This is a genomic window from Candidatus Pantoea gossypiicola, from assembly GCF_008632075.1.
Taxonomy (GTDB): domain Bacteria; phylum Pseudomonadota; class Gammaproteobacteria; order Enterobacterales; family Enterobacteriaceae; genus Pantoea; species Pantoea gossypiicola.
Map to the genome: position 1 here is coordinate 471671 of NZ_VWVM01000001.1, position 26942 is coordinate 498612.

23 protein-coding genes are annotated in these 26942 nt (G+C 56.6%); 11 read left to right on the forward strand and 12 right to left on the reverse strand.

All coding sequences use genetic code 11. The features are described 5' to 3' along the window. Positions 1 to 60: 60 nt before the first annotated feature. Both uraA and upp read right to left on the reverse strand, forming a co-directional pair. A complete protein-coding gene (uraA, locus tag F3I20_RS02170; protein ID WP_150012672.1) occupies positions 61 to 1344 on the reverse strand; it encodes a uracil permease in 1284 nt (427 codons plus the stop codon). A gap of 144 nt (positions 1345 to 1488) precedes the next feature. Beyond that, a complete protein-coding gene (gene upp / locus F3I20_RS02175; RefSeq protein ID WP_009088774.1) occupies positions 1489 to 2115 on the reverse strand; it encodes a uracil phosphoribosyltransferase in 627 nt (208 codons plus the stop codon). A gap of 228 nt (positions 2116 to 2343) precedes the next feature. On the opposite strand from upp, the gene purM reads away from it, so the two are divergent. Together purM and purN are read left to right on the forward strand one after the other, a co-directional pair. Further along, positions 2344 to 3384 (forward strand): phosphoribosylformylglycinamidine cyclo-ligase, encoded by a 1041-nt coding sequence (gene purM, locus F3I20_RS02180; RefSeq protein WP_150012551.1) that lies wholly within the window; start codon positions 2344 to 2346, stop codon positions 3382 to 3384. Further along, positions 3381 to 4019, forward strand: a complete 639-nt coding sequence (purN, locus tag F3I20_RS02185) for a phosphoribosylglycinamide formyltransferase (protein WP_150012553.1) — start codon at positions 3381 to 3383, stop codon at positions 4017 to 4019. Before purM ends, purN begins: the two co-directional genes overlap by 4 nt. Positions 4020 to 4228: 209 nt before the next feature. Here the strand turns inward: purN and pstB are convergent, their stop codons facing one another. The 3 genes from pstB to F3I20_RS02200 are packed head-to-tail and all read right to left on the reverse strand — an operon-like array spanning position 4229 to position 8727. After that, the gene (gene pstB / locus F3I20_RS02190; protein WP_150012555.1) at positions 4229 to 4996 is read right to left on the reverse strand and encodes a phosphate ABC transporter ATP-binding protein PstB; all 768 of its coding nucleotides are present in this window, start codon (positions 4994 to 4996) and stop codon (positions 4229 to 4231) included. A 12-nt stretch (positions 4997 to 5008) separates the two neighbouring features. After that, a complete protein-coding gene (pstA, locus tag F3I20_RS02195; protein ID WP_150012557.1) occupies positions 5009 to 6643 on the reverse strand; it encodes a phosphate ABC transporter permease PstA in 1635 nt (544 codons plus the stop codon). Beyond that, positions 6640 to 8727: an ABC transporter permease subunit gene (locus tag F3I20_RS02200; RefSeq protein WP_150038310.1), complete on the reverse strand. Its 2088-nt coding sequence runs from the start codon at positions 8725 to 8727 to the stop codon at positions 6640 to 6642. Before F3I20_RS02200 ends, pstA begins: the two co-directional genes overlap by 4 nt. Before the next feature lie 150 nt (positions 8728 to 8877). Here F3I20_RS02200 and ppk1 point away from each other — a divergent pair, with 150 nt between their 5' ends. From ppk1 to mgtE, 5 genes are all read left to right on the forward strand, one after another. Continuing rightward, positions 8878 to 10938, forward strand: a complete 2061-nt coding sequence (ppk1, locus tag F3I20_RS02205) for a polyphosphate kinase 1 (RefSeq protein ID WP_150012561.1) — start codon at positions 8878 to 8880, stop codon at positions 10936 to 10938. A 5-nt stretch (positions 10939 to 10943) separates the two neighbouring features. After that, positions 10944 to 12470, forward strand: a complete 1527-nt coding sequence (gene ppx / locus F3I20_RS02210) for an exopolyphosphatase (RefSeq protein WP_150038312.1) — start codon at positions 10944 to 10946, stop codon at positions 12468 to 12470. A 41-nt stretch (positions 12471 to 12511) separates the two neighbouring features. Continuing rightward, positions 12512 to 13126, forward strand: a complete 615-nt coding sequence (gene tehB, locus F3I20_RS02215; protein WP_150019160.1) for a tellurite resistance methyltransferase TehB — start codon at positions 12512 to 12514, stop codon at positions 13124 to 13126. A 101-nt stretch (positions 13127 to 13227) separates the two neighbouring features. Continuing rightward, entirely contained in the window at positions 13228 to 13413 is a 186-nt protein-coding gene (locus tag F3I20_RS02220) for a YfgG family protein (RefSeq protein WP_013358709.1), read from the forward strand. A gap of 123 nt (positions 13414 to 13536) precedes the next feature. Next, positions 13537 to 14970: a magnesium transporter gene (mgtE, locus tag F3I20_RS02225; protein WP_150012567.1), complete on the forward strand. Its 1434-nt coding sequence runs from the start codon at positions 13537 to 13539 to the stop codon at positions 14968 to 14970. On the opposite strand, the gene F3I20_RS02230 is transcribed toward mgtE, so the two are convergent. Together F3I20_RS02230 and F3I20_RS02235 are read right to left on the reverse strand one after the other, a co-directional pair. After that, positions 14971 to 15468 carry a helix-turn-helix transcriptional regulator gene (locus F3I20_RS02230; RefSeq protein ID WP_150012569.1) on the reverse strand — a complete coding sequence of 166 codons (498 nt, stop codon included), beginning with the start codon at positions 15466 to 15468 and terminating at the stop codon, positions 14971 to 14973. 20 nt (positions 15469 to 15488) lie between these two features. After that, complete coding sequence (locus F3I20_RS02235) at positions 15489 to 15734, reverse strand: hypothetical protein (protein WP_150012571.1); 246 nt, start codon at positions 15732 to 15734, stop codon at positions 15489 to 15491. A gap of 176 nt (positions 15735 to 15910) precedes the next feature. On the opposite strand from F3I20_RS02235, the gene F3I20_RS02240 reads away from it, so the two are divergent. Continuing rightward, positions 15911 to 16090 carry a GDFGVC terminal motif YodC-like protein gene (locus F3I20_RS02240; protein WP_022624131.1) on the forward strand — a complete coding sequence of 60 codons (180 nt, stop codon included), beginning with the start codon at positions 15911 to 15913 and terminating at the stop codon, positions 16088 to 16090. A 30-nt stretch (positions 16091 to 16120) separates the two neighbouring features. Here F3I20_RS02240 and F3I20_RS02245 read toward each other — a convergent pair whose 3' ends face one another. The 3 genes from F3I20_RS02245 to guaB all read right to left on the reverse strand — a co-directional run bounded on the left by F3I20_RS02245 (position 16121) and on the right by guaB (position 20298). Beyond that, positions 16121 to 16894 (reverse strand): DUF3750 domain-containing protein, encoded by a 774-nt coding sequence (locus F3I20_RS02245; RefSeq protein WP_150012573.1) that lies wholly within the window; start codon positions 16892 to 16894, stop codon positions 16121 to 16123. A 288-nt stretch (positions 16895 to 17182) separates the two neighbouring features. Continuing rightward, entirely contained in the window at positions 17183 to 18763 is a 1581-nt protein-coding gene (gene guaA / locus F3I20_RS02250; RefSeq protein ID WP_150038315.1) for a glutamine-hydrolyzing GMP synthase, read from the reverse strand. A gap of 68 nt (positions 18764 to 18831) precedes the next feature. Next, on the reverse strand, positions 18832 to 20298 hold the full coding sequence (guaB, locus tag F3I20_RS02255) for an IMP dehydrogenase (protein ID WP_150038317.1): 1467 nt from the start codon (positions 20296 to 20298) through the stop codon (positions 18832 to 18834). 168 nt (positions 20299 to 20466) lie between these two features. Between guaB and xseA the strand changes: the two genes are divergently transcribed. From xseA to F3I20_RS02270, 3 genes are all read left to right on the forward strand, one after another. Beyond that, a complete protein-coding gene (xseA, locus tag F3I20_RS02260; RefSeq protein ID WP_150012674.1) occupies positions 20467 to 21840 on the forward strand; it encodes an exodeoxyribonuclease VII large subunit in 1374 nt (457 codons plus the stop codon). 282 nt (positions 21841 to 22122) lie between these two features. Next, a complete protein-coding gene (locus F3I20_RS02265; protein WP_150038319.1) occupies positions 22123 to 23136 on the forward strand; it encodes a M4 family metallopeptidase in 1014 nt (337 codons plus the stop codon). Continuing rightward, complete coding sequence (locus F3I20_RS02270; protein WP_150012581.1) at positions 23133 to 23465, forward strand: protealysin inhibitor emfourin; 333 nt, start codon at positions 23133 to 23135, stop codon at positions 23463 to 23465. The genes F3I20_RS02265 and F3I20_RS02270 overlap by 4 nt, the downstream gene beginning before the upstream one ends. Positions 23466 to 23811: 346 nt before the next feature. On the opposite strand, the gene F3I20_RS02275 is transcribed toward F3I20_RS02270, so the two are convergent. Beyond that, positions 23812 to 26253, reverse strand: coding sequence for a glucose/quinate/shikimate family membrane-bound PQQ-dependent dehydrogenase (locus F3I20_RS02275; protein WP_150012583.1), 2442 nt, complete (start codon positions 26251 to 26253; stop codon positions 23812 to 23814). A gap of 313 nt (positions 26254 to 26566) precedes the next feature. Continuing rightward, the gene (locus F3I20_RS02280; protein ID WP_150012585.1) at positions 26567 to 26788 is read right to left on the reverse strand and encodes a zinc ribbon domain-containing protein; all 222 of its coding nucleotides are present in this window, start codon (positions 26786 to 26788) and stop codon (positions 26567 to 26569) included. Between the last annotated feature and the right edge of the window lie 154 nt (positions 26789 to 26942).

A 26942-nucleotide genomic window follows, 5' to 3' on the forward strand; every position in this document is an offset into this window, starting at 1 on the left:
CAGTTTTCAGAAAGAGATGAATGGAGCGTCCCTGCCCCGATCCTGTCAGGCGCGCTGCGATCAATGCTCGCGCGTTTCCTCAGCCTCCAGCACCACTTCTTCCGGTCGCAACAGCGTGATCACACGGAAGATCAGCGCCAGGCCGACACCCACGATCGTCGCCAGCGCCATCCCTTTCAGCTCTGCCGCGCCGATGTGTACCTTCGCGCCACTGACGCCGATGATCAGGATCACCGAGGTCAGAATCAGATTCTGCGCTTTGTTGTAATCGACTTTCGATTCGATCAATACGCGGATACCGGATGCGCCAATGACGCCATAGAGCAGCAGCGACACGCCGCCCATGACCGGCACCGGGATCGCCTGGATCACCGCCGCCAGTTTGCCGACGCAGGAGAGCAGAATCGCCAGAATCGCCGCACCGCCAATCACCCACGTGCTATAGACGCGGGTAATCGCCATCACCCCGATGTTTTCACCGTAGGTGGTATTTGGCGTCGAACCAAAGAAGCCAGAAATAACGGTGGATAAGCCGTTGGCGAACATCGAACGATGCAGGCCAGGGTCGCGAATCAGATCTTTCTTCACGATGTTAGCGGTGACCACCAGATGACCGATGTGCTCAGCAATCACCACCAGCGCCGCAGGCAGAATCGTCAGCATCGCCACCCACTCAAAGCGCGGCGTATAGAAGGTTGGCAGGGCAAACCACGGGGCTTTCACCACGCCACTCCAGTCAACGATGCCCATAAAGGCAGAGAGCATATAGCCTGCCACCACACCGACCAGAATCGGGATAATCGCCAGGAAGCCACGGAACAGTACCGAACCGAATACCGTTACCGCCAGCGTGACCAGCGAAATCAGCACGGTTTTGCTGTCGGGCGAACTGCCTTCCGCGGGCAGCAGGCCGGCCATATTGGCGGCGACACCCGCCAGCTCAAGACCAATGACGGCGACAATCGCGCCCATTGCCGCCGGGGGGAACATCACGTCGAGCCAGCCGGTGCCCGCGCGTTTCACAATCAGCGCCACGATACAGAACAGCACGCCGCACAGGATAAATCCGCCCAGCGCGACCTCATAACCCAGTGGCAACAGCAGCAGCACCGGCGAGATAAAGGCAAAACTGGAACCAAGATAGGCGGGAATTTTGCCTTTACAGATAAAGAGATAAATCAGTGTGCCGACGCCGTTGAACAACAGCACCGTCGCCGGGTTGATGTGGAACAGAATCGGCACCAGTACCGTAGCGCCAAACATGGCGAACAGGTGTTGCAGGCTGAGTGGAATGGTTTGCAGTAACGGCGGCCGTTCACTGACGCCAATGGCGCGACGAGTCATCATTTATCCCCTTATGTTTTTTATCCCCGTGGGTTCGCGTCTCTGCACAGCAGCAGGCACGCCGGTGCGCCTTGCGGCAGACCGAATCCGTTCGGGGCACTATTTTTGCCAAAAAAAAGCCGACTCTTTGGTCGGCTGTGCGATTTATTTGGTTCCGAAAATCTTGTCCCCGGCATCGCCGAGACCGGGAATGATGTAACCCTTTTCGTTCAGTCCCTGATCCACTGACGCGGTGTAAAGCTCAACATCAGGATGCGCTTTCTCCAGTGCAGCAATCCCTTCTGGTGCGGCAACCAGAACCAGCACTTTGATGCTGGTGCAGCCCGCTTTCTTCAGCAGGTCGATGGTAGCAATCATGGAACCGCCGGTCGCCAGCATCGGGTCGACCACCAGCGCCAGGCGCTCTTCGATATTAGAGACCAGCTTCTGGAAATAGGGAACCGGCTCCAGCGTCTCTTCATCACGGTAAACACCCACCACGCTGATACGGGCGCTGGGAACGTGTTCCAGCACCCCTTCCATCATGCCCAGGCCGGCACGCAGAATCGGCACCACCGTGATTTTTTTACCTTTGATCTGATCGATCTCTACCGGGCCGTTCCAGCCCTCAATGGTGACGCGCTCTGTTTCCAGATCGGCGGTCGCTTCGTAGGTCAGCAGGCTGCCCACTTCAGAGGCCAGCTCGCGAAAACGCTTTGTACTGATATCATGCTCACGCATCAGGCCCAGTTTATGTTTGACCAGCGGGTGTCTGACTTCCACGATCTTCATTGGTGTTCTCCCGGAATGAGTTGAGCTAAAAAAAATCGCGGGATTATACCGCCTTTTGCGCCCTGCGCCACCTGCTCTTGCGCAAAGCCGCGGGTTTACCGGGAAAAATAGAGGATTAATGAAAATCGCCTGAGGCGCAATCCCGCACTCGCAAACGTTTGCCTGCACTGATAGAATTGCCGCGCTTTATTTTAAACCACCAACCGCAACTCGCGTGGGGACCTCGCAGTGACCGACAAAACCTCTCTCAGTTACAAAGACGCCGGTGTTGATATTGATGCTGGTAACGCTCTGGTTGACCGTATTAAAGGCGTAGTGAAAAAGACGCGTCGCCCGGAAGTGATGGGTGGACTGGGCGGTTTTGGTGCGCTTTGCGCGCTGCCGCAAAAATACCGTGAACCCGTGCTGGTCTCCGGCACCGATGGCGTGGGCACCAAGCTGCGTCTGGCGATGGATCTCAAACGTCACGATGCCATTGGTGTTGACCTGGTCGCGATGTGCGTCAACGACCTGGTGGTTCAGGGCGCTGAGCCGCTCTTCTTCCTGGACTACTACGCCACCGGCAAACTGGATGTGGATACTGCCTCTGCGGTGATCACCGGCATCGCCGAAGGGTGTCTGCAGTCAGGTTGTGCGCTGGTGGGCGGTGAAACCGCTGAGATGCCAGGCATGTATCACGGCGAAGATTACGACGTGGCCGGTTTCTGTGTCGGCGTGGTGGAAAAGTCAGAAATTATCGACGGCAGTAAGGTGCAGGATGGCGACGTACTGATCGCCCTCGGCTCCAGCGGCCCGCACTCCAACGGCTATTCGCTGGTGCGCAAGATTCTGGAAGTCAGCAACACCGATCCGCTGGCTGAACAGCTGGAAGGCAAACCGCTGGCCGATCATCTGCTGGAACCGACCCGCATCTACGTGAAAAATATCCTGAGCCTGATTGAACAGGTCGATGTGCATGCTATCGCACACCTGACCGGCGGCGGCTTCTGGGAAAATATCCCGCGCGTCCTGCCCGACAACACCCAGGCCGTGATCGACGAGAAGAGCTGGCAGTGGCCAGCAGTCTTCAGTTGGTTACAGCAGGCGGGCAACGTCAGCCGTTTCGAGATGTACCGTACCTTTAACTGCGGTGTCGGCATGATCATCGCACTGAGCCCGGCAGACGCGGACAAGGCGATTGCGCTGATGGAAGCGGCCGGCGAGAAAGCCTGGAAGCTCGGCGTGATTAAAGCGTCGGATGCCGAAGAGCGTGTGGTCATCAACGGATGAAAAAGCTGGTTGTACTGATTTCCGGCAACGGAAGTAACCTTCAGTCCATCCTTGACGCCTGTGAAAGCGGGCGGATTCACGGCAGCGTCGCTGCCGTGTTCAGCAACCGTGCCGCCGCTTATGGCCTGACGCGGGCGCAGGAGGCGGGGATCCCCGCCCACGCGCTTGCCGCCAGCGACTTCGCTGACCGCGAAGCCTTTGATCGCCAGCTGATCGCTGAGATTGAAGCGTACTCGCCCGACCTTGTCGTCCTGGCTGGGTATATGCGTATTCTCAGCAGCGCATTCGTGGCGCATTTTCACGATCGCCTGCTGAATATTCACCCTTCCCTGCTGCCGAAATATCCGGGCCTGCATACGCACCGTCAGGCGCTGGAGAACGGCGACAGCGAACATGGCACTTCCGTGCATTTCGTGACGGACGAGCTGGATGGGGGGCCGGTGATCCTGCAGGCTAAAGTCCCGGTCTTTCCTGACGATAGCGAAGCGGAGATTACCGAGCGGGTGCAGCATCAGGAGCACGCCATCTATCCGCTGGTCATCGACTGGTTTGTTGAGGGACGGCTATTGATGCGTGATGGTAAGGCCTGGCTGGATGGCGAACCACTGCCACCGCAGGGCTATGCTAACGACTGATGCACCGGAAGCCAGGGCTTCTTATGAAGTACTGGCAGAGTAAAGGCTCAGGGAGCCTATGCCCTTCGTAAAGACGCAAAAAATGCCATCCATGGCAGCTCAGCGCGGGCCATCCATGGCCCGCGCTGCTTTACTACGGGCATAGGCTCCCATCGCTTTAAGCATATGAGCCGTCTGACACAAAAACCTGTTCTGCTCCCGATGCTGTCTCAGCCGTAACGCCCCGTAATGTAATCTTCGGTACGTCGCTGCTTCGGTGCGGTAAAAATCCGGTCGGTCTCATCAAACTCCACTAACGCGCCCTGATGCATAAACGCGGTGAAATCGGACACGCGCGACGCCTGCTGCATGTTATGCGTTACCAGCACCAGCGTGAAATGCTGCTTCAGCGTGGTCATCAGCTCTTCAATCACCAGCGTGGAGATGGGATCCAGCGCCGAGGTCGGCTCATCCAGCAGCAGCACTTCCGGCTCAATCGCAATGGCGCGGGCAATCACCAGCCGCTGCTGCTGTCCGGTCGAGAGCGTCAGCGCATTCTGTGACAGCTGGTCTTTCACCTCACTCCACAGCGCGGCCGCACGAAGCGCACGCTCACAGGCTTCGTTCAGTACCCGCCGATCGCGCACACCCTGTAAACGCAGTCCGTAGACCACATTTTCATAAATCGATTTTGGAAAAGGATTCGGCCGCTGAAACACCATGCCGACCCGACGGCGCAGCGCGGAGAGATCCTGTTCGGGGCGCAGGATCGCCTGCGATCCCAGCAACACTTCACCCTCTACCCGGCAGTGGTCAATCACGTCGTTCATGCGATTAAAGCAGCGCAGCAGCGTCGACTTGCCACAGCCCGAAGGGCCAATCAGCGCAGTAATCCTGTTTTTCGGCACCTGCAGCGAAATATCCTGCAGCGCCTGGCGCTCGCCATACCACAGCGACAGATGGTTAACGGTCAGCGCGATATCCGTGTCGGACGTCATAGTCATAGCCTGTTATTGAGTCATAAGGCGATAGCGTTCACGCAGACGGTGACGCAGGCCCATCGCCAGCAGATTAAGCGACAGAATAATCAGCACCAGCAGTAGCGCGGTGGCGAACACCAGCGGCCGGTCAGCTTCAATATTCGGACTCTGAAACGCCAGATCGTAAATCTGAAAGCCCAGATGCATAAACTTGCGATCCAGATGCAGATAAGGAAATACCGCGTCGACCGGCAGTTCCGGTACCATTTTCACCGCGCCCACCAGCATCAGCGGCGCGGTTTCACCTGCTGCTCGCGCCACCGCCAGGATCAGGCCGGTGAGCATGGCTGGCACCGCCATCGGCAGCACCACGTTCCACAGCGTTTCCGCCTGGGTCGCGCCCAGCGCCAGCGAACCCTGCCGCAGGCTGTTGGGAATACGGGATAAGCCCTCTTCGGTCGCCACGATGACTACCGGCAGCGTTAGTAACGCCAGGGTCAGCGATGCCCAGAGTAAGCCTGGCGTGCCGAAGGTGGGGTTGGGCAACGCGCTGGCAAAGAAGAGCTGATCAATCGTGCCGCCTGCCAGCCAGACAAAGAAGCCCAGACCAAATACCCCATAAACAATGGAAGGGACGCCGGCCAGGTTAACAACCGCAATGCGCACCAGCCTGGTCAACGCATTGCGTCCGGCATATTCATGCAGCCAGATAGCGGCGATAACGCCCAGCGGCATCACCACCACCGACATCAGCAGCACCATCAGCACAGTGCCAAAGATCGCCGGAAATGCGCCTGATTCACTTTCGCCCCCGGCGGGTGAATCACTGACGAAACGCCATAGCTGATGCAGAAAATGCCTGGTTTTGCCGGTCAGCGTCATCGCGTTCGGCTTCCAGCTGTCGACGATTTCGGTCAGCGGAATGGCATGTTCATTGCCCTGCACATCCCGCAGGATTAACAGATCGCGCTGACTCTGTTGTTGCAGAGAAGCCAGTGTTTCACTCAGCTGATTAAAGCGCCGCTGTAAAGCCGCCTGATTGGCCTGGTATTCTGACTCTGCCTGCAGATCAAAGCGTCCGGCCGCCCGATTTGTGGCCGCCTGCTCATCAAGCTCTTCACGCTGGCTGTTGAGACGCGCCATATCCACCCGGCGAATCGCGTTAGCCTGCCGCACCAGCATCTGCACCTGTCCAAGCCGCTGATGCAGTAGCGCATCGGGATCCTGCGCCGTCAGCTCTTCGTTATCTTCACGCAGGCCGACAAACCAGCCATAGGCCTGACCGTGGCTGCGCCGCTGCAGCACCATGACGTCCGGCGGCTGACTGATTTTTGCCGCTGCACGGCTGTAGACCACGCGGAAATCGGGGGCGTCCCAGTCACGGTTACCGGTTTTAATCAGATAGCGATGCACCTGCCCGTCGCTGTTACCCTGCTCATCGGCAGGAGCCGGGAAACGACGCTGATGCTCCAGGGTTTCGCCCAGCAGGCGCGTTTCGCCGCCTTCAGGCTGGCTGAAGGTATAGAGGTCCACGCGCTGCGGCCAGAAAGCGCGAACGCCCTGCCACGCCAGCAGCCCGATCAGCAGCGTAAAGGCCAGCAGGCAGACGGCGACGGCACCAGCGGTTAACCAGCGCCAGCGGTCATTCTGTCGCATCGCCTTCATGCCTGCTCCTCCTGCTGGCTGTAACGCTGACGCAGCCGCTGGCGGATCAGTTCGGCAACCGTGTTAATTACCAGCGTAAACAGCAGCAGCATCAGGGCGCTGAGAAACAGCACGCGATAGTGCGCACTACCCGCTGCGGCTTCCGGCATCTCAATGGCGATGTTGGCGGACAATGCGCGAAGACCACTGAACAAGCCACCTTCACTTTGCGGTGTGTTACCGGTCGCCATCAGCAAAATCATGGTTTCTCCTACGGCACGTCCCAGACCGATCATCAGCGCGGCAAAAATCCCCGCGGAGGCACCCGGCAGTACGACGCGGGTCAGGGTTTGCCATGGCGTAGCCCCCAGTGCCAGTGAACCCTGGCCCAGCGCCGCAGGTACACTGAAAAGTGCATCTTCAGAGAGGGTGAAGATCAGCGGCACCAGCGCAAAGCCCATCGCCAGCGCAGCCACCAGCAGGTTGCGCTGCTCATAGTGCGACAGCCAGTCGCCCGCATCCGGTATAAATAACGTCGGCAGCCACAGCGTCAATAGCGTGACCAGCAGCAAAAACGGCAGCAAAATCAGTACCTCCCGCCCCGGCTGACGCCAGCGCGGCGGTAAACGCGCGCTGAATACGCCACACAGCAGCAGCGCGCCTGCCAGCGTTACGGGCAGCAGCAGTACACCCACCAGCGCCTGACCAATATGCGGCGCGAGCCAGATTCCGGCAATCAGCCCCACTACAACGCTTGGCAGCGCGCCCATCATCTCGATGGCCGGTTTAACCCAGCGCCGCAGCCCCGGTGCCATGAACCACGCGGTGTACATCGCTGCGGCCAGCGCCAGCGGCGTGGCAAACAGCAGCGCTAAACTGGCCGCTTTCAGCGTTCCCGTGACCATTGGCATCAGACTGAACTTGGCCTGATAGCTGTCACCGGCGGCGGTAGATTGCCAGACCCAGTCGGGTCCGGGGTAGTTTTCATACCAGATTTTCTGCCAGAAATTACGCCAGGTCACATCCGGCCACGGATTATCGAGCCGCAGGGTTTGCCAGCTTCCCGCCCGCTCAATCAGCAGGCTGTCGCCATGGGGTGAAAACTGCGCGTGCACAATGCCAGGTTCCAGCTGACGCTGCAGTATCGGACCGTTTTGCTTGCTGGCGAACAGCCGCAGCATGCCCTGCTGACTGAGTGTGGCAAACACCCGGCGTTGCGATTCCGTCACCAGAATCGTCTCGCCGTCGCTGTCGGCAAAGGTCCGGATGCGCTGCAGGCGCGGCCCCTGATCGCTGGCGATAGCAAACCATTGGGTGACGCCACTGTGATCCTGAATCAGCAGGCTTTTGCCGCCCACCAGCAGATGCAGACTTTGTGGAGGCTGCGACAGAGTATGCGTTTCGCGCAGCAGGGCATGATCATCCTCAAGCTGCCAGACCCGCAACAGATTGCCTTCGGTGGTGTAGAGCAGATCGCCGGACGGCGAGAGTGCCAGCAGATCCAGCTGGCGTTGCGGCAGCGGGATAACCGACGCCTGACGATCGGTGCCCAGCGTCAGCACCCGCAGTCCGGCCTCAGTGAGGGCAGCGATGCGCCACTGACCCGCATGACGCGTCGCCAGCGCCATCTTTGTCACTGCGCCATCAGGCAGATGAAAGGGTTTGTCGCCCAGCGGGAAGCGCCACTGCCGGTCGGTCGCAGGCTGCATCAGCGTCAGCGCGCCCTGCATATTCAGTAGCAGCGTCTGCCCATCAGCACTCTGCACCACCTCATCGGGCACCGGGGTCAGCGCCAGCGCCGGTTCCGCAGGCTGACCATCCAGTGGAATAAAACGTGCTGCACCGTGCGCGCTGATACGCCAGCCAATATTGCCCTGATTGCCTATCGCTAAAGCGGGCGTACGATCCCAGAGTTGCTGGCTGGCCGCGATTTGCAGGCCCGGCGCATTAAACAGCGGTAATACCACGCCAATCAGCCAGCAGAACAGCAGCAGCATCAGCAGCAGGATCGCGACACCACAGCAGGTGATCAGCCGCCGCGTCAGACGATCGACGGCACGACGCTTGCGATCGCTGAATTGGACAGGAATGTGGTTTGCGCTCATGCGGTTCCGGTAGCAGGCCAAAATAAGCCGCTATGTTGCCCGTAGCCGATTGATAAGACAACTCCTGCCGTTGGACAACGCTGCCATACTCTCGCCATAATGTTGGTGGATACTGGATCTTCAGTCCTGCAACCGCTAAATGGAGTGAGAATGGGTCAGGTAAAGCTTTATATAGAAAAAGAATTAAGCTGGTTATCCTTTAATGAACGGGTTTTGCAGGAAGCAGCAGACAAAAGCAATCCACTGATTGAGCGCATGCGCTTTCTGGGCATCTACTCCAACAATCTCGACGAATTCTATAAAGTGCGTTTCGCCGATCTCAAACGCCGCATTCTGATTGGTGAAGAGCAGGGTTATGCCAGTACGCCACGCCATCTGTTTAAGAAAATTCAGCAGCGGGTGATGAAGTCCGATCAGGAGTTCGATGCACTTTATAACGATCTGCTGCTGGAGATGGCACGGAATCAGATCTTCCTGATCAATGAACGCCAGCTGTCGCCCAATCAGCAGGCGTGGCTGCGCCACTACTTTAAACATGAACTGCGTCAGCATATCTCTCCGATTCTGATCACCCATGAAACCGACCTGACCGAATTCCTTAAAGATGATTACACCTACCTGGCGGTAGAGATTATCCGTGGTGACGATATTCGTTATGCGCTGCTGGAGATCCCGTCCGATAAAGTGCCACGCTTCATCAATTTACCGGCAGAGCCCCCGCGGCGTCGCAAGCCGATGATCCTGCTGGATAACATTCTGCGTTACTGCCTGGATGACATTTTTAAAGGCTTCTATGACTACGACGCGCTCAACGCCTATTCAATGAAAATGACGCGTGACGCCGAGTACGATCTGGTCACAGAGATGGAGTCGAGCCTGCTGGAGCTGATGTCTTCCAGTCTGAAGCAGCGACTGACGGCAGAGCCGGTGCGGTTTGTCTATCAGCGCGACATGCCTGAGGCGATGGTTGAGCTATTGTGCCACAAACTCTCGATTTCCAACTTTGACTCCATACTGCCTGGCGGCCGCTATCACAACTTCAAAGACTTTATCGGCTTCCCGAACGTCGGTAAAAACAACCTGGTTAACCGCCCGCTGCCGCAGATTCGCCACATCGGTTTTGATGGCTTCCGCAACGGCTTTGATGCGATTCGCGACCGCGACGTACTGCTCTACTATCCCTACCACACCTTTGAGCACGTGCTGGAACTGCTGCGTCAGGCGTCGTTTGACCCCAGCGTGCTGGCGATCAAAATCAACATCTACCGCGTCGCGAAACACTCGCGCATCATGGATGCGATGATTCATGCCGCCTATAACGGTAAAAAAGTCACGGTGGTGGTAGAACTGCAGGCACGCTTCGATGAAGAAGCCAATATTTACTGGGCGAAACGCCTGACCGAAGCGGGCGTACATGTGATTTTCTCTGCTCCTGGCCTGAAGATCCACGCCAAGCTGTTCCTGATCTCCCGTCGCGAAGGGGAAGAGATTGTGCGCTACGCGCATATCGGTACCGGCAACTTTAACGAGAAAACCGCGCGGCTTTATACCGACTACTCGTTGCTGACCGCGGATGCGCGCATCACCAACGAAGTACGCCGGGTGTTCAACTTTATTGAGAATCCTTATCGGCCCGTGACGTTCGATCACCTGATGGTGTCGCCTCAGAACTCGCGCCGGATGCTGTATGAACTGATCGATACTGAAATTGCCAATGCACAGCAGAATAAGCCCTGCGGTATTACTCTGAAAATCAACAATCTGGTAGACAAAGGTCTGGTAGATCGGCTTTATACAGCCTCCAGCGTAGGGGTGAAGGTCAATCTTCTGGTGCGCGGAATGTGCTCATTAATCCCGGACCTGCCGGGGATCAGTGAAAACATTCGTGTCATCAGTATTGTTGACCGTTATCTGGAACACGATCGCGTCTATATTTTTGAAAATGGCGGCGATAAGAAGGTGTTCCTCTCCTCCGCTGACTGGATGACACGTAACATTGATTACCGCATCGAAGTGGCTGTGGCGATTCTCGATCCCCACATCCGGCAGCGCATACTCGACATTATTGCTATTCAGTTAAGTGATACGGTGAAAGCCCGCATCGTCGATAAAGAGTTGAGTAACCATTACGTCCAGCGTGGCAATCGCCGTAAAGTGCGCTCGCAGCTGGCCATCTATGATTACATCAAGAAACTGGAACAACCTGAATAAATCCTATGCCAATTTCTCATAAAAGTACGCCAAAACCCCAGGAGTTTGCGGCGATTGACCTGGGCTCGAACAGTTTCCATATGGTGATTGCGCGGGTCGTCGATGGTGCGATGCAGGTACTGGGCCGCCTTAAACAGCGCGTCCATCTGGCTGACGGGCTGGATGCTCAACACAACCTCAGCGAAGAGGCGATGGAGCGCGGTTTAGCCTGTCTGGCACTTTTCGCCGAGCGCCTGCAGGGCTTCAGTCCCAGCAACGTGACGATTGTCGGCACCCATACGCTGCGCGAGGCGGTCAACGCCGAAACCTTCCTGCAGCGGGCGGCTGAGGTGATCCCCTATCCGATCGAAGTGATTTCAGGCCATGAAGAGGCGCGTCTGATCTTTATGGGTGTTGAGCACACGCAGCCGGAGAAAGGTCGCAAGCTGGTGATCGACATCGGCGGCGGCTCCACCGAGCTGGTGATTGGCGAGGATTTTGAACCGCAACTGGTTGAGAGTCGGCGCATGGGTTGCGTCAGTTTCGCCCAGCTCTATTTCCCGAAAGGCGAAATCAGTCGTGAAAACTTCCGTCGCGCTCGCTTAGCAGCTGCGCAAAAGCTGGAAACGCTGGCGTGGCAATACCGTCTGCATGGCTGGCAATATGCGCTGGGTGCGTCCGGCACCATCAAAGCCGCCTGCGAAGTGCTGCAGGCGATGGATGAGAAAGAGAAGCTGATTACACCTGAGCGCCTCGACAAGCTCTATGACGAGGTGATGAAACATAAATCCTTTGCGGCACTGAGCCTGCCGGGCCTGTCAGAAGAGCGCAAAGGCGTTTTTGTGCCAGGACTGGCGATTCTGTGTGGCGTCTTTGATGCGCTGGCGATTCGCGAGCTGCGCCTCTCCGACGGTGCGCTGCGTGAAGGCGTGCTCTATGAGATGGAAGGACGTTTCCGCCATCAGGATATTCGCAGCCGTACAGCACAAAGTCTGGCAAATCATTACGCCATCGACAGCGATCAGGCGCGCCGCGTGCTGGATACCACCGAGCAGCTTTATCTGCAGTGGCGCGAGCAGAACCCGAAACTGGCGAATCCGCAGCTGGCAGCCCTGCTGAAGTGGGCGGCGATGCTGCACGAAGTGGGCCTGACGATTAATCACAGCGCGCTGCAGCGCCATTCCGCCTACATTCTGCAAAACACCAACCTGCCCGGTTTCAATCAGGATCAGCAGATGCTGCTGGCGGCGCTGGTCCGATTCCACCGCAAAGCAGTGAAGCTTGACGAGTTGCCGCGCGTCACGCTATTCAAGAAAAAGCAGTTTGTGCCGCTGATTTTCCTGCTGCGCCTGGGTACCCTGCTGAATAATCAGCGTCAGGCCACGACGCGTCCGGATGCGTTAACCCTGAAATGCGATGACGGCCACTGGACGCTGATTTTCCCGGCGGGCTACTTCGCCCAGAACAATCTGGTTCAGCTCGATCTGGAACGTGAGCAGGTTTACTGGAATGACGTGACGGGATGGAAACTGATCCTCGAAGAAGAAGCCTGATAACCCGGGCGCCTGACGCCCGTTTAACTGAATTGATGAATATGACACAACCAACTGCACCACTTTCAGGCGAAAACTATTTTGCCGAAACCTATGGTTTAACGCCGCCCCACTCCGAAGTGGTTGCGGCTCTGCCTCAGCTCAACGTCGGTAAGGCGCTGGATCTGGGCTGTGGCGTGGGACGCAATACGCTGTTTCTGAACCAGCACGGCTTTGACGTCACAGCATGGGACCATAATCCGCAAAGCCTGGCGCGCCTGCAGGAAATTATTGCCCGGGAAAACCTCAGCGGGATTCACACCGAGCAGCGCGACCTGAACAACACGCGCTTCAATGGCGGCTTTAACTTTGTGCTGTCGACCGTGGTGATGATGTTTCTGCAGCCGCAGACTATTCCACAGCTGATTGCCGACATGCAGGCCTGTACGGTCAGGGATGGTTTCAACCTGATTGTGGCGGCGATGAACACGGAAGATATGCCCTGCCCGACTGATTTCTCCTTTGCTTTTAAGTCGGGCGAGTTGAGCCACTATTACCGCAACTGGCACATCGTGAAGTACAACGAACATCCCGGTCAGCTGCATCGCAAAGATGAAAATGGCAACCGCATTACCTGCCGCTTTGCTACGCTGCTGGCGCAAAAAGCGAGTTACTGATCTTTATCTGCTGTTTTTTTCAACAGCGATTGATTTCATCAGGCGACTGTGACTAAATATTGCAGTCGCCCCTGATGGGGTCATTACAGGAACCACCCCGCGTGAACAGCGCTATTTCTCCCCGAAGACGTCAAAAAACCGGCACCATGACCCGTATTGTGTTGCTGATCAGTTTTATCATTCTCTTTAGTCGCCTGATTTTTATCCTGCCCGCTGCCTTCGAGCATCACCAGCAACAGAAAGCGATTCCTGAACCGGTTACTGTCACGTCAGGTGATACGCGTTAACGAACCGTGATTTTTCGCCTGAACGCTAAACGTTATCCAGACAACTGGACTCTTTTTTGCATCCCTTTTTCAGGCGAAACGCTACACTTCGTGCTGGTGCTTTCAGACTAAAGGGAACTCATTGTGTCTGCCTCTCACTCTCAATGTTTAAGTGAAATACGTCATCGCATTCTGACGCTGCTGCTCAACGAGCACGATCTGGTTGATGCTCTGCTGGAGAAATCCGGCGATCTCAATCCTGAACAGCAACGTGAAAATGCGGCCCAGCGTGATGCGCTGGAACAGGACATTCTGCAACTGCATGCCGCTGACCTCGCGGATATTCTCGAAGCCCTGCCCGAAGAGGAGCGTCAGGCACTGTGGCGGCTGGTGCCAAATGAGCGGCGCGGCCACGTACTGGTTGAAGCCTCTGAAACGGTCTGGGCCAGCCTCACCGAGGAGATGAGCGATCGCGATATTCTGCGTGCTATTCAGCCGCTGGATATCGACGACCAGGTCTGGCTGGCGCGTTATCTGCCGCGTGACCTGACCGGACGCCTGCTGGCTACCGTGGAGCCTGCTCTGCGCGCCCGTATGCTCGATATGGTGCAGCTCGACCGCGATCGCGTGGGCCGGGTGATGGATTTCAATATCCTGACGGTGCGCGACGATGTCACGCTGGCAACGGTACAGCGTTTTCTGCGTAAGCGTAAAGACATGCCCGGCGGTACGGATAAGCTGTTTATCACCAATAAAGACAATCAGCTGCTGGGCGAGCTGATGCTGACGGATATCCTGCTTAACAAACCTAAAACTCTGGTAAGCGACGTCATGAACGCACGCCCGACCACCTTCCAGCTCAACGATAAGGCCGAAGACGCCGCCAGCGCCTTTGAGCGTTATAACCTGATTTCTGCCGCTGTCACTGACGCAAAAGGCAAACTGATTGGCCGCGTAACCATTGAAGACATCATCGACCTGGTGAATGCCGAAAACGAAAGCAACATCCGTAAAATGGGCGGTATCAGTCAGGAAGAGGATGTTTTCGCGCCGGTGCGTAAATCGGTGCGTAAACGCTGGGCCTGGCTGGCGATTAATCTCTGTACCGCCTTTGTTGCCTCGCGCGTCATCGGGCTGTTTGAAGGAACCATTTCACAGATCGTCGCCCTCGCTACCCTGATGCCGATTGTCGCGGGTATCGGCGGCAACACCGGTAACCAGACCATCACCATGATTGTACGGGCGCTGGCCTTGCATCAGGTTGAACCGGGTAACTTCTCGTTTCTGATTGTCCGTGAACTTGGTGTTGCGCTGATCAACGGCCTGTTCTGGGGTGGTATTATGGGCGGCATTACCTGGCTGATGTATGACAATATGGCACTGGGCGGCGTCATGATGCTGGCCATGGCGCTGAACCTGCTACTGGCCGCGCTGATGGGGGTGCTGGTGCCGCTGGTAATGACCAAAATGAAGCGCGATCCGGCAGTCGGCTCCAGCGTGTTGATCACCGCCCTTACCGATACCGGCGGCTTCTTTATCTTCCTGGGACTGGCAACGATCTTCCTGCTGCCGCACTGATCAGGTGTGAAGGCCGTAACGTTGCAGCGATCCATTAAGATTACGCTGGCGCGTCACCTGCGCCAGCTCACGGGTAGCCGCAGGCAGCGTATAATTGCCGCGCTGGCTCAGCCACTCCAGTACATCCGACAGGTGCCAGATGGCGGTTTTACCGTCATGCACCGGCAGGGGAAACGGCGGGCGATGGCTAAGCATCAGTTTGCGCATATTCTGACGCGTCATGCCGATGATCTCCGCCACATCTGTCAGGCCCACAAAATCGGGTGCCGCTTCCACCAGTGTGGCACCCGGTATTGCGCGCAGTACATCCTCTTCCGCCTGCTTTAATACGTCCGTTGCAGAGTCAGACTCCCGGGTGAACTCAAATGCTATTCGCCCTGGCATCCCCAGGCCGATCAGCGCATCATCACAGCCTGCTGCTGCCAGCGTTTCCAGCATCTCATCCACCGGCGCATGCCCGTCCGGCAGGCTGAACCGTAATGTAAAAGAATATTCCATATGCCTCTCCTTGTGCTGTGTCAGGACTTCAGATACTGACAGTTATCGACCACGCGCCGCAGCGCACGGGCATGGTGATGAACGTTTTTTGGTGTGCTCCAGATACAGGTCAGACAGAACTCCCCGCATCGGCACATCAACAGATTTTTCGGGCAGTACATTTTGCCCCAGGCATGATGGCCTCCGGTAACCACCAGCCAGCCGTGGGATTCGGCGTAACGTAACGCCATCTCAATCTCTTTACTGGGATGCCGCTTCCTTGCCATATGTGCCCCTATGCTGACGCCGAATGAGCGAGTTGTCAACTGACAACTCAACGAATGTTTCTTAATGCGGTTCAGCATGCGGAGACTTTTTCTCGCAGTAAAACAGTCAGGGTATAAACTGGAAAACGTCACTCAAAAAACGATCGGCAGCAGTAACGATAATTAATGGAGGCAATATGTTTAAAGCAGAGGATTTTGTTCAGTCGAAAACCGGCGGCCCTAAAATGCAGGTGCTGCGCGTGGAAGGCGACACACTGTGGTGCGCGCGCGTTGATGATGCGGCGAAGAAAGAGATTGAAGTGAAGGCAGAGAGCGTCAACCTCTATCACGAAGAGGGTGACTTTGGCGTGTGCTGAGGCAAAACGGCCCCTGATGGGGCCATATTGTCAGGGCTTGTCCTGCTGAAGATTGTCGTTGCCGAGACCGCCAACAAACGGCAACCGCAGCCGGAACGGCGAAAAATCGAGTCCCATGTTCAGACCCAGCAGGTTCATTTCAAATCCCTCTTCTGCACCCAGTGTCACGCCCGCCACGCCCAGAATCGACACCTGCACACCGCGCCCGGATGGCGGCAGCCCGACAGGACGCCACAGTGGCCGGTAATCTTTGCCCAGCGCATTGGCGGGGAGATCAAGCCTCAGGGCGGGCACTTCTCGGCCAATGTGCGCCAGGAAGGTGTTGCTGTTCGGTCCTGGCCAGGCACGGTAGGTTGTCGGCCACGGATACGATTTAATGGCGGCTTCTATCTGCGGGATCATCGCTTCGGCTTCCGGTCCGCGATGTTCCACCAGCAGCCGCGGTTTTGCGCCATACCAGTAGCCATCCGGCAGGTTGGTGTTACGGCGAACTTTATCGCCACTGCCCCAGCTAATCACTTCATAACGCGTGTAGCGCGTTTCACCCGCACGTTTAAAAATGATCCAGGGATGCACCGCCACCCGCCCTTTCCAGCCATAGGTCGGCGCAGCATAGACCTGGACGATAGCCAGGCTATATAACGCGCGCGGATCGGGCGCTATGCCAGCCGAATCGCGCCGGGCGGTCGCCCAGCCGCCTGGCTGTGCGGTTTCGCCGTGACGCGTTGCCTGCGCGATGCTGGCTCCGAGTGATAACAGCAGTACGGCAACAAAAAACAGGCTGAACACTTTCAGTGAGAGCATGACAACATTCCTGGTGACGTAAAAATCACGAAACGCCTGATCAGCGGGCGGTTTCAGTAAGCGGTGGCGTTGGGATAAATCGGTGAAAGCGGGACACAGCTGACGTGTAGTGCAGCTTTGACTGCATGGAGAATAGCGTAATTTCCGGCAAAGTGAACAGAAAACCGCCAGATGGTAACCCGGATGTGGTGAAAGGTTAAAGCGGGGAATCTGCGTGTGGTTCAGGCAATAAAAAACCCGCTGGAAGCGGGCTTTTTAAGCATCAGCGTTTAATCGGCTGAGGCCGGTTTATTCCCACTCGATCGTCGCCGGTGGCTTACCGCTGATGTCATACACCACGCGGGAAATGCCGTCGACTTCATTGATGATGCGGTTAGAGACGCGGCCCAGGAAATCATACGGCAGGTGCGCCCAGTGTGCAGTCATAAAGTCGATGGTTTCTACCGCGCGCAGTGAGACAACCCAGTCATACTTACGGCCATCACCCATCACGCCGACCGAACGAACCGGCAGGAAGACGGTGAACGCCTGACTGACTTTGTTGTAGAGATCCGCTTTGTGCAGCTCTTCGATGAAAATAGCATCGGCACGACGCAGCAGGTCGCAATACTCTTTCTTCACTTCGCCCAGCACGCGCACGCCCAGACCCGGACCCGGGAACGGATGGCGATACAGCATGTCGTACGGCAGGCCCAGCTCCAGACCAATCTTGCGCACTTCGTCTTTGAACAGCTCTTTCAGCGGTTCAACCAGGCCCATCTTCATCTCTTTCGGCAGGCCACCGACGTTGTGGTGCGATTTGATGACGTGTGCTTTACCGGTGGCAGAGGCCGCCGACTCAATCACGTCCGGATAGATAGTGCCCTGCGCCAGCCACTTCACATCCTGCAGCTTAAGTGCTTCTTCGTCGAACACTTCTACAAAGACGCGACCAATGGTTTTACGCTTGGCTTCAGGCTCATCAATACCCGCCAGCGCGTCCAGGAAACGCATCTCAGCCGGTACATGAATGATGTTGAGACCGAAGTGGTCACCAAACATATCCATCACCTGCTGTGCTTCATTCAGACGCAGCAAACCGTTATCCACGAATACGCAGGTAAGACGATCACCAATAGCGCGATGCAGCAGCATTGCGGTCACAGAGGAGTCCACGCCGCCTGACAGGCCGAGGATCACTTTATCGTTACCCACCTGCTCACGCAGGCGCTCAACGGCATCTTCGATAATTTTGGCTGGCGTCCACAGGGCCTCACATTCACAGATGTCAATAATGAAGCGCTCAAGCATCCGCAAACCCTGGCGGGTGTGGGTCACTTCCGGGTGGAATTGCACGCCGTAGAAACGCTTCTCTTCGTTGGCCATGATGGCAAACGGACAGGTTTCGGTGCTGGCAACGGTCACGAAGTCAGCCGGAATTGACGTAACTTTGTCGCCGTGGCTCATCCAGACATCCAGCAGCGGTTTACCGGCGGCGCTGATCGCATCTTCGATGTCACGAACCAGTGCGCTTGGCGTGGTGACTTCGACCTGCGCATACCCGAACTCGCGCTCGTTTGAGCCAGCAACGGTGCCGCCCAACTGCATCGCCATGGTCTGCATACCGTAGCAGACACCCAGCACCGGCACGCCCGCGCTGAAGACATATTCTGGTGCACGCGGACTGTTCAGTTCGGTGGTACTCTCCGGGCCGCCGGAAAGGATGATGCCGCTTGGGTTGAACTGGCGGATCTGCTCTTCGGTGACATCCCATGCCCAGAGTTCACAGTAAACGCCGAGTTCGCGTACGCGGCGGGCAACCAGCTGAGTATATTGAGAGCCGAAATCGAGAATCAGAATGCGGTGCTTATGGATATTTTCCGTCGTCATTGAGGGGTTTCCAGAACGGTGACTTGATCAATAAAAGCGCCCGGCTTAAGCCGGGCGGGAAATCGGGATTATGAACCCATGCGGTAGTTCGGTGACTCTTTGGTGATGGTCACGTCATGCACGTGGCTCTCATTGATGCCCGCGCCGCTGATGCGGACAAATTCCGCTTTGGTGCGCAGATCGTCAATGGTCGGGCAACCGGTCAGGCCCATGCACGAACGCAGGCCGCCCATCTGCTGATGTACGATCTCTTTCAGACGGCCTTTATAGGCTACACGGCCTTCGATGCCTTCCGGCACCAGTTTGTCAGCGGCGTTATCAGTCTGGAAGTAACGGTCAGAAGAGCCTTTGGACATCGCGCCCAGTGAGCCCATACCGCGATAGGATTTGAATGAACGGCCCTGATAGAGTTCGATCTCGCCCGGTGACTCTTCGGTCCCCGCCAGTATCGAACCGACCATTACACAGGAGGCACCCGCGGCGATCGCTTTGGCGATGTCACCGGAGAAACGGATACCGCCATCGGCGATAACCGGAATACCGGTGCCTTCCAGCGCGGTCACGGCATCAGAGACAGCAGTAATCTGCGGAACGCCCACGCCGGTCACGATACGGGTCGTACAGATAGAGCCAGGACCGATACCGACTTTAACAGCGCTGACGCCTGCCGCGACCAGCGCCAGAGCGCCTGCGCCGGTAGCGACGTTGCCGCCGACGATTTCAAGGTCAGGATATTTGGCACGGGTTTCACGGATACGTGACAGCACGCCTTCAGAGTGACCGTGTGAAGAGTCAATCAGCAGTACGTCAACGCCCGCAGCAACCAGCGCATCGATACGCTCTTCATTACCAGCCCCCGCGCCTACTGCCGCACCGACACGCAGACGACCCTGCGCATCTTTACAGGCGTTAGGTTTACGTTCGGCTTTCTGGAAGTCTTTAACGGTGATCATGCCCAGCAGATGGAAGCTGTCATCCACCACCAGCGCTTTCTCAACGCGCTTTTCGTGCATTTTATGCAGCACCACATCGCGCGCTTCACCCTCTTTCACCGTCACCAGACGATCTTTCGGGGTCATGACGGCAGAAACAGGCTGGGAGAGATCGGTCACAAAGCGCACGTCACGACCGGTAATGATACCGACCAGTTCGTTGTCACGGTTAACCACCGGATAGCCTGCAAAGCCGTTGCGCTCGGTCAGCGCTTTGACTTCAGCCAGTGGCGTGGTCGGCAGTACGGTCTGCGGTTCAGTGACGACGCCGCTCTCATGTTTCTTCACCTTGCGCACTTCGTCCGCCTGGCGTTCAATCGACATATTTTTATGGATGAAGCCAAGGCCGCCTTCCTGTGCCAGCGCAATTGCCAGACCCGCTTCGGTCACGGTGTCCATGGCAGCGGAGAGCATAGGAATGTTTAAACGGATATTTTTGGTCAGCTGAGTGCTGAGATCGGCCGTATTAGGCAGGACGGTGGAGTGAGCAGGAACGAGCAGAACGTCGTCAAAAGTGAGTGCTTCTTTAGCGATTCTTAACATGGCAATACTCCACCTCGGGTGATTGAGATTAGATAAAATATTGCCGCGGCATTATACAGGCCGTAATCGATTGCCTCCACTATTATTTACGAAAAACTCTTGATCCGCACCGGCAGCCCTGTAGTATCGGTGAATTAACCTGCTGATTTGGAATTTGATCTTCGTCACATGTCGCTGCCATCCAACGCCAATATTTTTACCGTCAGCCGTCTCAATACGACAGTGCGTCAGCTGCTGGAGAAAGAGATGGGCCTGGTCTGGATCAGCGCCGAAATCTCCAACTTTAGTCAGCCGGCTTCCGGTCACTGGTACTTCACGCTGAAAGATGATGGCGCTCAGGTTCGCTGTGCCATGTTCCGCAACAGCAATCGTCGCGTCACTTTTCGTCCACAGCACGGGCAGCAGGTGCTGGTGCGCGCCAGTATCACTCTCTACGAACCTCGTGGCGACTATCAGCTGATTGTCGAGAGTATGCATCCGGCGGGCGAAGGGCTGTTGCAGCAGCAGTTTGAACTGCTGAAGGCAAAACTGTCGACCGAAGGACTGTTCGATCCGCAGCATAAGCAACCGCTGCCCGAACCGGCGCGTCAGGTCGGGGTTATTACCTCCTCCACCGGCGCGGCGCTGCATGATGTGTTACGTGTGCTGCATCGCCGTGACCCCTCCCTGCCTGTGGTCATCTACCCTACCGTCGTGCAGGGTGTCGATGCGCCTGCGGCTATCGTCCGGGCGATTGAAATTGCCAACCTGCGCAATGAATGCGATGTGTTAATTGTCGGGCGCGGCGGCGGTTCGCTGGAAGATTTATGGAGCTTTAACGACGAACGCGTGGCGCGCGCTATTTTTGCCAGCCGCATTCCTATCGTCAGCGCGGTCGGACACGAAACCGACGTCACCATTGCTGACTTCGTCGCCGATTTACGCGCCCCTACCCCTTCAGCAGCCGCAGAAATTGTCAGCCGGAACCAGCTTGAATTGCTGCGCCAGCTGCAGTCGCAGCAGCAGCGGCTGGAGATGGCGATGGATTACTATCTGGCGCGCCAGCAGCGGCTTTACAGCCGTCTTGAGCATCGCCTGCAGCAGCAGCATCCACAACTGCGTCTGGCCCGTCAGCAGACTGCCCTGTTCCGCCTGCAGCAGCGTCTGGCTGAAGCGATGGAAACCCGCCTTCGTCAGGCCACACGTCAGCAGGATCGCCTGGCGCATCGGCTCAACGCTCAACAGCCGCAGCAGCGTCTGTTCCAGGCGCAAAAACAGCTGCAAAGCTGGCACTATCGCCTGCAGCAGAGCATGGCAACGCAGCTGAGCAGTAATAAACAGCAGTTTGGTCAGCTGGTCGCACAGCTCGAAGGTGTCAGCCCGCTGGCGACGCTGGCGCGTGGTTTTAGCGTGACCACCGACACCGCCGGTCAGGTGGTGAAAAAAACGGCGCAGCTGCAGAGCGGCGACCTGCTGCGCACCCGTCTGGATGATGGCTGGGTCGAAAGCCAGGTCACGCAGTTACTGCCCGAGAAAAAGCGTCGCCGTAAAACCGCTTCCTGACGCTGTCCGCCAGCCCCAATTCTCTATTTACAAATGGCCTCATTAACCAGGACTACCCGGCATGACCGGCTGTGTTTATGGCTAATTTTTGCTGCCAGGCATTCTCATATAACCCGTCAGATGGGTTGTCTGAAAAATAAGCGCCGTCGCAAATCTGCTCCCTGACACTGACTTTGCGCGCCACCTCACATTTTTCCATTTACCGCTGGCCTTACTCATGAGGTCTAACCAGCCAGACGGGTCTATACTTTTGGCTCATTCCTTTTTGCCAAGGAGTCTCACATGGCTTACTGCGTTATTCCTCCCTATATCCTTCGTAAAATCATTGCCCACGGTTCCGGTCACCAACAGGCGCAGGCGCGTCGCACCCTGACACACGTTCAGCACCTGATGGCGGAACACTGGCAAAAACCGACCGGCGTGAAAACGGCGGCGGGCGGTCACGTTGACCGCGAAATTTATGATGCCCAGAGCCAGGAAACCCTGCCGGGTAAGCTGGTTCGTCAGGAAGGCCAGCCAGGTAATGATGACGTCGCGGCAGAAGAAGCCTGGGACTACCTTGGCGTTACCTATGATTTCTTCTGGCAGGCGTATCAGCGTAATTCGCTGGATAGTCAGGGACTGAAGTTGCTGGGTACCGTTCACTACGGTGAGAAATACCAGAACGCCTTCTGGAACGGCCAACAGATGGTATTTGGCGATGGTGACGGCGAAATTTTTAATCGCTTCACCATTGCGATTGACGTTGTGGCGCATGAACTGGCGCATGGCGTGACGGAAAACGAAGCCGGATTGATCTACTTTGAGCAGGCGGGCGCACTGAATGAGTCCCTGTCTGACGTCTTTGGCTCGCTGGTCAAACAGTACAGTAAGAAACAGCGCGCCGAAGAGGCGGACTGGATTATCGGTGAAGGCCTGCTGGCAAGCGGCATCAATGGGCGCGGTTTACGTTCAATGTCTGAACCCGGCACCGCCTACGATGACCCGATGCTCGGTAAAGATCCGCAACCGGCGCACATGGATAACTATGTGAAAACCCGTGAAGATAATGGCGGGGTTCACATCAACTCCGGCATTCCAAACCGGGCATTTTATCTGGCGGCTACCGCGCTGGGCGGTCATGCATGGGAGCAGGCAGGCTATGCCTGGTATGACACCGTGTGTGACGACGAACTGCCACAGGATGCAGATTTTAAAACCTTTGCCCGCTTCACCATTAAACATGGCGAAAAGCGGTTTAACCCGTCAGTTAGCAGCGCCATTGAACAGGCGTGGAAGGAGGTTGGCGTGCTATGAGTGACCTGCCCGAACTCACCGATGATGCCACCATTGTCGTCGCGCGTGAAGGCGGCATGGCCTTTATTCCGGGGCTGCGTGCCGAACGTCGTTTTATGCTGGGCGAGCTGCCGCCCCCAGAAAAACAGCGCGTCTGCCATGTGCTTGAGCAGGCGATGCCGCTGGGCGAACCCGAGGAGAAAGCCGCGCAGGTAGGCAGTGGCGACCAGCGTTATTTTCGCATCCAGATTCAGTATGCCACCCGCCGTGAGGCGGGCACCATTGTGCTGCTGATCCCGGAACAGGTGGCCCCGCCTGAGCTAAAGGCGCTGTGGCACGACGGAAAATAAGCAAAAAAGGGCCGACAATGTCGACCCGGAGACAGCTGATAATCTGATGTGAATCTGGCAGCAACGAATGAGCCTTTAGCGAAGGTAACACAGTCAGAAGAGGAAAGCGTCCCGCGCCAGGGACAAAAATGCCGGGAGCGTTTTTGAACAACGCAACGCGTTGGCCCGGTTACGGGCACACCTCAGGGATGAGGTGTGTAATCGCGCGGGCCGAGCCGTCATGGATGACGATTTTGCGACTTTCCGATCTGACCGTGTTTCCTGAGCATGCACGCTCTTACAGCGAACCGGCCAGTCCTTTTCAAAAAAAAGGGCCGACAATGTCGGCCCTTTTCCTTATGCATGGTTACTTGCTGTCTGGCAGCGCGTAAGCAATCACGTAATCACCACGGTCCGGTGACTGACGTGCGCCACCTGCTGAGATGAGGATGTACTGCTTACCATCTTTCGGTGAAACGTAGCTCATCGGGCCGCCCTGACTGCCGACCGGCAGGCGTGCTTTCCACACCTCTTTACCGGTTGAAGAGTCAAAGGCGCGCAGATAGTAATCCTGCGTACCGGCGATGAACACCAGGCCACCCTGTGTTGCCAGCGTACCGCCCAGCGTTGGCATACCAACCGGCATTTTCACACGCATTTTGATGCCAAACGGACCGGTATCCTGCACGGTGCCGACCGGCACCTGCCAGACGATTTTCTGGGTTTTCAGGTCAATTGCCGACAGCGTACCAAATGGCGGCTTCTGACAAGGAATGCCCAGCGGCGACATAAAGCGGTTTTTATTCACAGCATATGGCGTGCCTTTCAGCGGTACCGCCCCCATACCGGTATTGATCGCTTCGCCGCCATTGCTGCCACGGGCAATGTTGTTGGTGTCAGCCGGGATCATCTGAACCCACAGGCCCAGACGCATGTCATTGACGAACAGCAGATGGTTGTTCGGATCGATCGACATGCTGCCCCAGTTCATCCCGCCCAGCGAACCCGGGAAGCTCAGCGACTTGTCAGTGTCCGGCACGGTGAACAGGCCGTCGTAGCGCATCGATTTGAAGGCAATACGGCAGGCCAGCTGATCGAACGGCGTTGCACCCCACATGTCAGACTCTTTCAGCGTCTGGTTGCCAATCTGCGGCATACCGGTCGAGTGTGGCTGTGTTTTCGTGTACTGCTCGTTCGGGATATGACCCTGCGGCATCGGCAGTTCTTCGACTTTGGTCAGCGGCTTGCCGGTCATACGGTCAAGCACGAAGATCATGCCGGTTTTACCACCAATCACCACCGCTGGCGTGGTGCTGCCATCTTTCTGCGGGAAGTCGATCAGGCTTGGCTGCATCGGCAGGTCGAAGTCCCACAGATCGTTATGTACGGTCTGATAGACCCACTTCTCTTTACCGGTGGTGGCATCCAGCGCCAGCACTGAAGCACCATATTTGTGATCCAGTTCGGTACGGTTCGCGCCCCAAAGGTCAACCGATGAACTGCCCATCGGAATGAATACGGTGTTCATTGCCGGATCGTACGACATCGGTGCCCAGGAGTTCGGCGTACTGCGGGTGTAATCTTTACCCGGCATCAGAATTGCATTTGGATCAACATTGCCTGGGTCAAACGCCCAGCGCATTTTACCGGTGATAACGTCAAAGCCACGCAGCACGCCGCCTGGCATATCAGTCTGCACGTTATCTGCGACACGACCACCCACCACGACGGTGGTGCCTGCCAGCGTTGGCGCTGACGTCAGCTGATACTGTGGATCCGGTGCCTGGCCCAGTCCCGCTTTAAGATCAACGATGCCGTGATCGCCAAAGTTTTCACAGAACTCGCCGTTGTCAGCGTTGATCGCAATCAGACGTGCGTCGATGGTGTTCATCAAAATACGACGCTGACAGGTGTCACCGGCTGGCAGCACAGCGGCAGGTACAGGTGAAGAGCCCGGCTTATCCGGCTGTTGCAGTGGTTTAGTTGCGTCAAAGTAAGCCAGACCACGGCAGCGCGGCCAGACTTCTGCTTTGGCATTGATTTCACGTTTCCAGATCTGCTTACCGCTGTTAGCCTCAACCGCAATAACGTTGTTGTGTGGCGTACAGAGGTAAAGGGTGTTGCCAATCTGCAACGGCGTCTGCTGATCTTCTGCACCGTTACCGGTCGGGCTGACAGGCGTATCACCGGTGTGGAAGGTCCAGGCAACTTTCAAATCCTTCACGTTATCGCGGGTAATCTGGTCCAGCGCCACAAAGCGGCTGCCCTGCGGAGTGTTACCGTAGTTATCCCAGTCTTTCTGCTGTCTGGCTTTATCAACCGGGACCAGCGGCAACTCTTCACCGGTGCCGGCAACGGTAGGATGGGGCTGGAACATCTGTACCAGCGTAATCACCATGCCTGCCGCCAGCAGCGCAGAGAAGGCGTAAGAGGGTTTTGCCAGTGAGTGCTTACCTTCGTGCTTACGCAGTGAAGGCCAGATCAGGAAAGCCAGCAGCATCAGTCCGGCAGGCAACATCAGGCGCGAGACCAGCGGCCAGAACTCCAGACCCGCATCGAACAGCGACCAGATCAGGGTGCCGACAAAGACCATCAGGAACAGAATCACTGCCGATGATTTGCGACGGAAGAATTGAATTGCGGAGAGTACAGTGACGATACCCGCAATTAAAAAGTACCCGCTGCCGCCAAGGGCTACCAGTTTACCGCCGCCAATGGCAAAAAACAGACCGGTAGCAAGCAGAACCAGTCCGAGCAGCACGGATGCGATTCCCAGCCCCTTTCCGGAGCGGGAGGATGTTTCAGCCATAACACTTACTCTCCTGAATAAACAGAGCATCCGGACTGATGCCGTCCGGACTCTGGCGCGTTATGCACATCCGCGCAGAGCATTGCTCTGTTTCAAATCGAATATAAACAGACCCGCGTCCGTGAGAATCTGTGGGCCGGAAGAGCACGGATGTGGCTGACCCCTCCCACGACGCGGCAGGATTGTACCACCTGGTACATTACAGAGTGAACCTGTACAACGCATTTGTTACGGCGCAATAGCATTTTTGCTACAAAAAGGGCCAGGGATCGCGCTGCGTTATCTGACATTTTAAGGGTAGCTGAAAGCGGGGTCAGTGACCGGTTGGCTGGAAAAGTGCGCGCTTGCGGGAAATCAGACCATGTCCGTTACGGCAAAAATAGTCCACTGCGCCGCAGGCTTTCAGCACTTCAAGTGGCTGGTGACAATCAGGACAGCAGGGATGCGCTGGGTAATGTGCTCCGCAGGCTGTGCAGATAAATTCACCGTCGCTGAGCGACAGCGGTTGCTGACATTTTTCACAAAGTACACGCATTATGTTCTCTCCCCTGCGTTATTCAGCTGACTAGTCCTGGCATAGGTTGACACGTTATGCCGTTAAAACGCCTGATGCACTGCATCAGGCGTTTTGTATTTCAGCGACAGATGTGGCCGCTGACTGTTATAGATTTCTACTGACTCTGCCACCA